The sequence below is a fragment of the Actinomadura kijaniata NBRC 14229 genome, from assembly GCF_001552175.1.
GTDB lineage: Bacteria > Actinomycetota > Actinomycetes > Streptosporangiales > Streptosporangiaceae > Spirillospora > Spirillospora kijaniata.
Map to the genome: position 1 here is coordinate 1 of NZ_BCQR01000110.1, position 8658 is coordinate 8658.

Below are 8658 nucleotides of genomic sequence, written 5' to 3' on the forward strand. Positions count from 1 at the left end.
CGAACGCGGCACCGGGCGGATCCCCGGGTCGGCTCAGGTCACGCGGTCGGAGTTGTAGGTGAAGTGGTCCTTGCAGTCCTTCCACGTGCCGTCGGGCAGCAGCTTGCACACCCGCAGGCGCACGTACTCGTCGTAGCCGGGGCGGGGGCTGTTGTCGTCGAGGCTGTTGCGGTTGGTCGAGCCGCACCCGCGCACGCTCGCCAGGGCGCTGCGCGTCCACTGGCCGTCCCGGATGACGTAGAGGGCGGCGATGACGCCGTTGTCACCGTCGCAGTAGGCGTCGTAGGCCTCGATCGAGCCGGGCAGGCCCGGGTGGAAGTAGCCGCGGCCCAGCAGGTAGCCCGAGGTGCCGTAGACGGGGACGTTGAGGGCGGCGGCCGAGGCCGGGGTGGCCGTGACCACCGTGAGGCCCGCCATCGCGACGGCGCAGGCGGCGATCGTGCCCGGTCGGGTGCGGACGCGCATCCGGAGGCTCCTTCGAGTGCGAAGAGGTGTGCCGACCGGCGGGTCCGCCGATCGCGCACACCCCATCAACGGAAGGTGCACCACAAAAGATGATCAAGTGACGGTCCGGTGAAGCCGACCCGGCCGGGCCGCCGACGACCCTCCCGGCGGGCCCCGGTCAGGCGCCAGGTCAGGGGACGCGCGCCAGCTCGGGCGGGTCGCACCGCTCGACGCGGACGTCGTCGCAGCCGACCCACTCCGCGGCCCGGCGCATCGCCTCGTGGACGGCGGCGCAGGAGGCGGCGAGACGGCCGGGCGTGGCGGCCCGGGGCTCCAGCGAGACCTGGCGGGCGACCAGGGTGCGGCCCTCGCGGGCGGGGTCGACGCGGCCGATCAGCCGGCCGCCCGCCAGGACCGGCATCGTGAAGTAGCCGTGGACGCGCTTGGCCTTCGGCACGTACGCCTCCAGCCGGTGGTCGAAGCCGAAGACGCGGGAGGTGCGGGCGCGGTCCCACACCAGGGAGTCGAACGGCGACAGCAGCGTGGTGGCGTGGCGGCCCCGGACGGGCTCGGCCAGCGCGTCGGGGTCGGCGAACGCGGCGTCGCGCCAGCCCGCGACGTTCACCGGGACCAGGCCGGTCGCCGGGAGGGCGGCCTCCACCTGGTCGCGTTTGAGGCGGTAGTAGTCGGCCAGGTCGGCGCGGGTCGCGACGCCCAGCGCCCGCCCGGCCCGGCGGACCAGCTCGGTCAGGCAGGTCTCGTCGTCGGGGTCGGCGTCCAGCAGGTCGGCGGGGATCGCCCGGTCGGCCAGGTCGTAGACGCGCCGCCAGCCGATCCGGCGGACGCAGACGACCTCGCCGAGGTCCAGCAGCCACTCCACGGCGATCTTGTGCTCGCTCCACCGCCAGGAGTCGGTCATGGTGCCGTCGCCGGTCCCGGAGCGGGCGCCGCCCAGCTCGCGGGTGGTCAGCGGGCCCTCGGCCGCCAGCCGGGCGCGGACGTCGGCCACCGCCTCCGCGGAGACCTGGTGCCAGCGCTGGCCGCGTTCGGCGTAGTGGCGGCGGCGGAAGGCGAACAGCGGCCAGTCCCGGACCGGGATGATCGAGGCGGCGTGCGCCCAGTACTCGAAGGTGCGGGGCGGGCGGGGGCCGTCCAGTCCGCCGTCCGTCCCGCCCCAGTAGGCGGTCTCGACGGCGGAGCGGCCGGCCGCGCCGAGCCGGGCGTAGGGCACCAGCTCGTGCGAGCGGGCCAGCACGGAGATCGTGTCGAGCTGGACCGCGCCCAGGCGGTCCAGGACTCCGGGCACGCCGCGGCGGCGGGCGTCCGCGCCGATCAGTCCTTGCGCGCGCAGTTGCAGGCGGCGCGCCTCGTCGGGGGTCAGGTCGAGGTCAGGCACGCCGCGATGTTACGTCACGACACCGACAAAACGCCTTCGCCGGTGTCGGCAGCGCCGCCGACACCGCCGCCGACCGGTCAGGTGATCTCCAGCAGCTTCTCGCGGACGGCGTAGACCACGGCCTCCATCCGGGAGTGCAGCTGGAGCTTCTCCAGGATGTTGCGGACGTGGTTCTTCACCGTGTTCTCGGAGATGAACAGCTCCTTGGCGATCTCCCGGTTGCCCAGGCCGCGGGCGACCAGGCGCAGGACCTCCATCTCCCGTTCGGTGAGGCGGGGCGCGGGGACCTGCTGGGTGCGTTCGGAGGAGCGCTTGGCCAGCGCCGCGAACTCGGTGATCAGCTTGGAGGCCATCGACGGGCTGATCAGCGACTGGCCGCCGTGCACCGCGCGCACCGCCTGCGGGACCTCGTCGATGGAGATCTCCTTGAGCAGGTAACCGCTGGCCCCGGCCTTGATCGCCTCGAAGAGGTCCTCCTCCTCGTCGCTGATGGTCAGCATGACGATCTTCGCGCTGGGGGCGGCCTCCTTCATCGCGCTGCACGCCTCGATGCCGCTGCGCCGCGGCATCCGGATGTCCATCAGCACCACGTCGGGCAGCAGGTCGCCGGCCATCTGCACGGCCTCGTGCCCGTCACCGCCCTCGCCGATGACCTCGATGTCGTCCTCGCCCTGCAGGACCATCTCCAGACCCCGGCGGAACAGCGCGTGGTCGTCGACGATCAGCACGCGGATGGGGTCGCTCGCGCCGGACCCTCCGGACGGGCCGCCGGGAGAGGGGGCGCCGGCCTGGCGGGGCACCGCCGCGGCGCCGCGAGCCTCGGGATTCTCGCTCACCTGAGTCGCGGCGTGGAGGGGACGCCGCTTCCCCCCTTCGCTGTCGGTGATCGGGCTTGGCTCTGTGCGGATGCCGCCGGTGAGGCCGCGTCACGGCCTCACCGGCGGCGCATTTCTAGATCATGACATGCTTCGGGTCGTGACGTAGCGCAAGTGCCGTATCACGGAGCATCCCCGCGGACGCGGGGGCCGACGTCGTACGGTCGCCACGCGGTCGTCTCGTGTGTCGTCGTCGTGTGTCGTCGCCGTGTGACGGCCTTCGCCACGGTCGCCCTCTGCCACTGTAAGGCGCGGCCCGTCGGCGGTCACTCCTCGACGAGCCGGATGACGCCGTAATCCCAGCCCCGGCGGCGGTACACCACCGAGGGGTGTCCGGACTCCTTGTCCCGGAACAGGTAGAAGTCGTGTCCCACCAGCTCCATCTCGAAAAGGGCCTGCTCGATGCCCATGGGCTCGGCCTTGTGGAACTTCTCGCGGACGACGAGGGGCCCGTCGCCGTCCATCGGGATGGGCACCAGGCTCGCGTCCGAGTCGGCGGTGGCCTGCTCGGCGGCGCGGGCGGCGGCCTCGTCCCGGGCCTCCTGGGTGTCGGCGACCGCCGTTCCGGTGGCGGACGCGGTCGTGTCTCCGCCGGCCATCATCTCCGGCAGGGTCTCCATGGTCGCGAGCTTGGCGGTGCCGCGACTGCCGTGATGGGGCTTGCGTCGATCGGCGTCGCGCCGCAGCCGCGCCTCCAGTTTGTCGAGCGCCATGTCCAGCGCTCCGTACCGGTCGTCGGCGGCGGCCTCGGCCCGGATCACCGGGCCGCGTGAGCGGATGGTGAGCTCGACCCGCTCCCGCTGGTCGGCCAGTCGTGGGTTCCGCTCCTCCGACACTTCCACGTCGACACGGATGACCTTGGAGTTGAGTCGCTCGATCTTGGCCAACTTGGCGTCGACGTGACGTCGGAACCTGTCGTTGACCTCGGTGTGCCGGCCCCTCACGATGATGTCCACGCGGGACCCCCCTTCTCCCGGTTGCGTTGTCCGCCCGCACCGGGACCGCATCCGGCCCCGGTCGGACGCCACGGCTGGATGGGTCGCACCCGCCCGGCCGACCTGGTCTTCGTCCCCACATCCGCCTGCCGAGGGGCTCGCGGCTCAGTCGCCACTACTGCCCTTCTCCCGTTTCGGAGGATGTCTGATCCTCCGGCGGGGCAGGACTTACCTCTAAGGCGCACCGTGATCGGTCGACGAGAAGTCGCCTTACGTGGGCCGTTTCGCCTGCGCCTGGCATCGGCTAGCCGGACCGCCTCTCGTGCTCGCGACGAGCACGGCGATCCGACGCAACCACGGACCCGGGCGGGTGCCATGTCAGGAACGCTAACCCCTTACGCCACGAATGTCAGGGGGGTGCGGAGAGGAAAAACTCACTGACCGTCATCGAGACGCTCCGCGAGCCCCCTCAGAGGCACCCCCATCGGTCAATCACGTGCCGTGTATCCCCCGTTCCGCAGGGGTTACACGCCCCAAAGCGGCGCAGGTCACAAGGACGGGCCGGACGTGCGAGTTTGCGATATCTCTAACTCCCCGGAACACGCCGGGCACGGGGCGTGGGCGGGGATTCCGGCGCCGCGCGGCCCCCCGGGCCGTCCGCTGTGACAGTAGGTAACTGCCGCCCGGGCGTGTCGGCGTGAAGAAAGTCACCCTCGCCGCCGCACCGCCGCCGCGACCGTCCCGGCGGCCACCGCCGCGGCCCCGGCGGCGCGCACCACCCGCGCCGCCTCCGCCAAGCTGGCCCCCGAGGTGACGACGTCGTCGGCCAGCACGACGCCCCGCCCGGCGAGCCGGGCCCCGCGCCGGAGCGCCAGCGCGCCCGAGACGTTGGCGGCCCGTTCCGCCCGGGTCAGCCCGGCCTGGTCGGCGACCCCGCGGCGGTGCCGCAGCACCGGGGCCGCGACGACGGGGAAGCCCCGCCGCCGCAGCTCCCGGACGGCCACCGCGACCATCCGCCGCGTCGGATCGTGCCCCCGCCGCCGCACCGCCCGCCGGGCCGACGGGACCGGCACGACCAGCACCTCGCCCCCTCCACCGTCCCCTCGGCCGCTCCCTCCGCCGCCCCCGCCGCACGCGCCCGTCTCGGCGAGGGCCGGGACGAGCGCACGGGCCAGCGACAGCCCGAGGGGACGGGCCAGGCAGAGGCGGCCGCGCTCCTTGTGCGCCGTGATCACCTCGCGGGTCGTCCCGTCATAGGGCGTCACGGCCCAGACGGGCGGCAGATCGGGCGGCACCGGGCTCGGACGGGCCCGGACGGGGTGGGACCCCAGGGGACGGCCGCAATCGCCGCACAGGGCCGCTGAGCCCCGCCCACAGCCCGCGCAGGACTGCGGCAGGAGCAGATCGAGGATCTCCGCCAGCACGTTCATGGAACGACCGTGCCACGGGCCGGCCCGGCCCCGCCCGGCGAACCGGCGGGCTGTGGAAAACCCCGGGTGGAGACCCCGTCACGGCGGGTAGGTCGGGTCCGTCCCGGGGATGGAGCAGAACCACTCGCTGTACTGCTCGCGCGGGTTGCGCTGGCGGCAGATGCGGTCCTTGCCGTCGGGCGTCCGCGTGCCGATCAGGATGGGCATGCCGGGGGCCGCCGCGATACGGCGGGTCTGGCCCAGCAGGGTGCCGGTGCCCAGGGAGATCACCGGGGCGCCGCCGACCGGCACCAGGTACGGCATGACCGTCTCGTCGGGCTCCTTGCGGCCCAGCACCGCCAGCTGGTCGGCGTTGCGCCAGGCCAGGTCCTCGGCGGTCGGGATCTCGGAGCTGAGCGGCAGGAACGAGCCCACGTCCAGCGAGCCGTCGGGGTTGCGCAGGATGCGGCCGAGCTGCACCTGGGCGTCGCCGTCCACCTTGACGATCGCGGCGGCGCGCACGCCGTCGCGGGCCACCTCGAACGCCAGCACCTCGCGCCCGGCCAGCCCCCAGTGCCGGACCCGGGCCGGGCCCTGGCCGCGCGGCCGGGACCACAGCACCGAGCCGTCCTTGGTGTTCTGGACGGTCCACAGCGTGCCGTTGCGGTCGAACACCGGGGGCGTGAACCGCCTGCCCCGGTCGCCCGGGGTCAGCAGGGTGCGCAGGTTGACGGTGTTGCCGGCCAGCCCGCCGACCAAGAGCCGGTCGCGGTCGGCGTTCAGCCCGGCGACCTCCTGGAAGTCGGAGGACACGGCGGGCACGGTCAGCTCGTGGGCGGCGTTGGCGGCGACCGTCTGCGGCAGGTCGCCGTTGAGGCGGCTGAGGTGCCCGGCGGAGCCCACCGCGTAGGGGGAGCGGTCGACCGCGGGGCCGTCGGGGTCGTTCTCGGGCCAGGCGTCCACCGGCTGGAGCTCGTCGCCGCCCGCCGGGACGACGACCCGGCCCTCGATCGTCAGCCGCAGCCGGCGGACCTCCGCCAGCCGCCGCAGCGTCCAGCCGAGCTGCGCCGACATCATCTTCGGATCGCCGCCGCGCGCCTGCCGGGACAGGTCCACGGTGGCGACGCCCTTGTCGAGGGTCAGCGAGCGCAGCGCGGTGCCCTGCGGGAACGCGCTGTGCACCGCGCCGTTCAGCCAGGACGTCGGCCCGCCGAGCAGGGCCCGCACGAGCTGGGCGGGAAGCTGCTGGCGGTTCACCAGCGGCAGGAAGATCCCGTTGGGCACGAGGGTGCGCCGGTCGGGCGCGTAGAAGTACAGGTTCAGGGTGCGGAAGGTGCGTTCCAGGTCGCTCTTGGTCAGCAGCAGGCCCGCGCTGAGCTCCCCGGGCAGCTCGGTGATCCGCCAGCCGCCCTGGGGCTGGCGGACCAGCTCGAACGTCACCGCGACCTGCTTGGGCGAGGCCACGTACTGGCCGTCCATGCCGATCACGCCGAGCTGGCTGCCGGCGACCTTCACGGTGGCCTGGGTGCCGGCCGCGTTCTGCCGGACGGGCTCGGGGGCGCGCCGATCCCGCACGACCGTCACGGCCGGGCGCTCGCCGGGCTGCCAGGAGGTGGGGCGGACCAGGTAGGACCGGGCCACCCGGTGGTCGTCGTCGAAGCTGGTGGCCGCCGCCAGGAACCCCGCGACGGTCTGCGCGGGCGTCCAGTCGTTGCGCGGCGGCGCCGGGATCAGCCGGACGTAGGGGTCGTCGGCCTGCTGGTCGCGTTCGGCGGGCTTGCCGGACACCACCCGGCCGCCGCTCGGCACGTTCGCGCAGCCCGTGACGCCGACGGCGAACGCCGCGGCCGCCGCGAGCGCCGCCGGGACCCGCCGGATCCGCCCCTCCCGTCCGTTCACTCCCCCGCCTCCAACTCGGCGTACAACTGCCGGGGACCGCCCGCCCCCGGCGGGACCAGCGGCAGCGGCGAGCCGCGCAGCTCGTCCCCGGCCACGCGCGGCAGCGACAGCCGGAACTGCGAGCCCGCGCCGGGCTCGCCCCACGCCTGCAACCAGCCGCCGTGCAGCTGCGCGTCCTCCTTCGAGATCGCCAGGCCCAGCCCGGTGCCGCCGGTGGTGCGGGCGCGGGCCGGGTCGGCGCGCCAGAACCGGTCGAAGACCATCTGGCCCTCCCCCGGCTTGAGGCCCACCCCATGGTCGCGGACCGCGACGGCGACGGCGTCGCGGTCGGCGGCCACCGACACCACGATGTCCTCGCCCTCCCCGTGCTCGACGGCGTTGACCAGCAGGTTCCGCAGGATGCGCTCGACGCGGCGGCGGTCCACCTCGGCCGTGCACGGCTCCCCCGGAAGCTGGAGGACGATCTTGCTTCCCTTGCGCTCGGCGAGGTCCTGGATGTCGCCCACGCAGCGCAGCACCAGGTCCCGCATGTCGAGCGACTCGGCGTCCAGCGTGGCCGCGCCCGCGTCGTGGCGGCTGATCTCCAGCAGGTCCGCCAGCAGCGACTCGAACCGCTCCAGCTGGCTCTGCAGCAGCTCCGCCGACCGTCCCACCGCCGGGTCGTCGAAGGTGTCGCGGTGCTCGTAGAGCATGTCGGCGGCGATCCGGATCGTGGTGAGCGGCGTGCGCAGCTCGTGCGAGACGTCCGACACGAACTGCCGCTGCACCTGCGACAGGTCCTCCAGCTCCTGGATCTTCTCCTGGAGGTTGGCGGCCATCTCGTTGAACGACCGCGCCAGCTTGGCGAGGTCGTCCTCGCCGCGCACCCGCATGCGCTCCTCCAGGCGCCCGGCGGCCAGGCGCTGGGCGCCCTGGGCGGCGAGCCGGACGGGGATGACGACCTGCCGGGTCACCAGCGAGGCGATGGCGGCCAGCAGCAGCACCAGCACCACGCCGACCCCGACCAGCGAACGGCTGATCAACGTCAGCGTGTGCTGCTCCTGCGTCAGCGGGAACAGGTAGTACAGCTCGTACCGGCTGGTGGTGCCGCCCACGATCAGGCCGGGCGCGGGCTGGCGCCACTTGTAGGTCAGCGTGCCGTAGGTGTAGAGGCGGGCGCCGGGCGGCTCGCGGCGCAGCTCCTCGCGCATCCGGCCCGGAACGCTCTCGCTGCGCAGGTCGGTGGTGGCGAGGCCGTCGTAGCTCTCCTCGGTGGTGTCGCGGATGTAGACCTCGTACAGCCCCGAGGGCCCGCTGCGGGTCTTCAGCCGGTCGGCGACCTCCTTGAGGCGCTGGTCGCTGTCGGTCTGCCCGTTCAGGTCCCGCTGGACCTGCGCCAGGCCCTCCTCCAGCTGGAGCAGGGCGGCCTTGGTCTTGCCCTCCATCAGCGCGGTCGACATCTGCTGGGTGAGGAACACCCCCAGGATCGCCACCACGATCGCCGACAGCACCAGGGTGGTGGTGACCACCCGAAGCTGGATCGACCGCCGCCAGTGCGAGTACCCCGACCGCGCCGCGCGGCGGGCCGCCCGGCGCAGCACCGACAACCCCCGCCGCACCGGCCGGGGCAGCGGCAGGCGGCGAGGGACGGCCGGGCGCGGCGGCGACGTCTCGGTGAGCCGGGTCATGACGGGCGGGCCGGTCGGGGCGGCGCGGCGGGG

General features: G+C 73.9%; 7 protein-coding genes. All 7 read right to left on the reverse strand.

The window, feature by feature from the left end; translation table 11 throughout:
* Positions 1-33: 33 nt before the first annotated feature.
* Positions 34-465 (reverse strand): hypothetical protein, encoded by a 432-nt coding sequence (locus AKI01S_RS30535; RefSeq protein ID WP_067825506.1) that lies wholly within the window; start codon positions 463-465, stop codon positions 34-36.
* A 169-nt stretch (positions 466-634) separates the two neighbouring features.
* On the reverse strand, positions 635-1840 hold the full coding sequence (locus AKI01S_RS30540) for a winged helix-turn-helix domain-containing protein (RefSeq protein WP_067825508.1): 1206 nt from the start codon (positions 1838-1840) through the stop codon (positions 635-637).
* 77 nt (positions 1841-1917) lie between these two features.
* Positions 1918-2676: a response regulator gene (locus AKI01S_RS30545; protein ID WP_084000400.1), complete on the reverse strand. Its 759-nt coding sequence runs from the start codon at positions 2674-2676 to the stop codon at positions 1918-1920.
* Between the two features lie 305 nt (positions 2677-2981).
* Positions 2982-3671 carry a ribosome hibernation-promoting factor, HPF/YfiA family gene (hpf, locus tag AKI01S_RS30550; protein WP_067825510.1) on the reverse strand — a complete coding sequence of 230 codons (690 nt, stop codon included), beginning with the start codon at positions 3669-3671 and terminating at the stop codon, positions 2982-2984.
* A 686-nt stretch (positions 3672-4357) separates the two neighbouring features.
* Complete coding sequence (locus AKI01S_RS30555) at positions 4358-5080, reverse strand: ComF family protein (protein ID WP_067825512.1); 723 nt, start codon at positions 5078-5080, stop codon at positions 4358-4360.
* A gap of 78 nt (positions 5081-5158) precedes the next feature.
* Positions 5159-6958 carry an LpqB family beta-propeller domain-containing protein gene (locus AKI01S_RS30560; protein ID WP_067825514.1) on the reverse strand — a complete coding sequence of 600 codons (1800 nt, stop codon included), beginning with the start codon at positions 6956-6958 and terminating at the stop codon, positions 5159-5161.
* Entirely contained in the window at positions 6955-8625 is a 1671-nt protein-coding gene (mtrB, locus tag AKI01S_RS30565) for an MtrAB system histidine kinase MtrB (protein WP_157420257.1), read from the reverse strand. Before mtrB ends, AKI01S_RS30560 begins: the two co-directional genes overlap by 4 nt.
* Positions 8626-8658 lie beyond the last annotated feature (33 nt).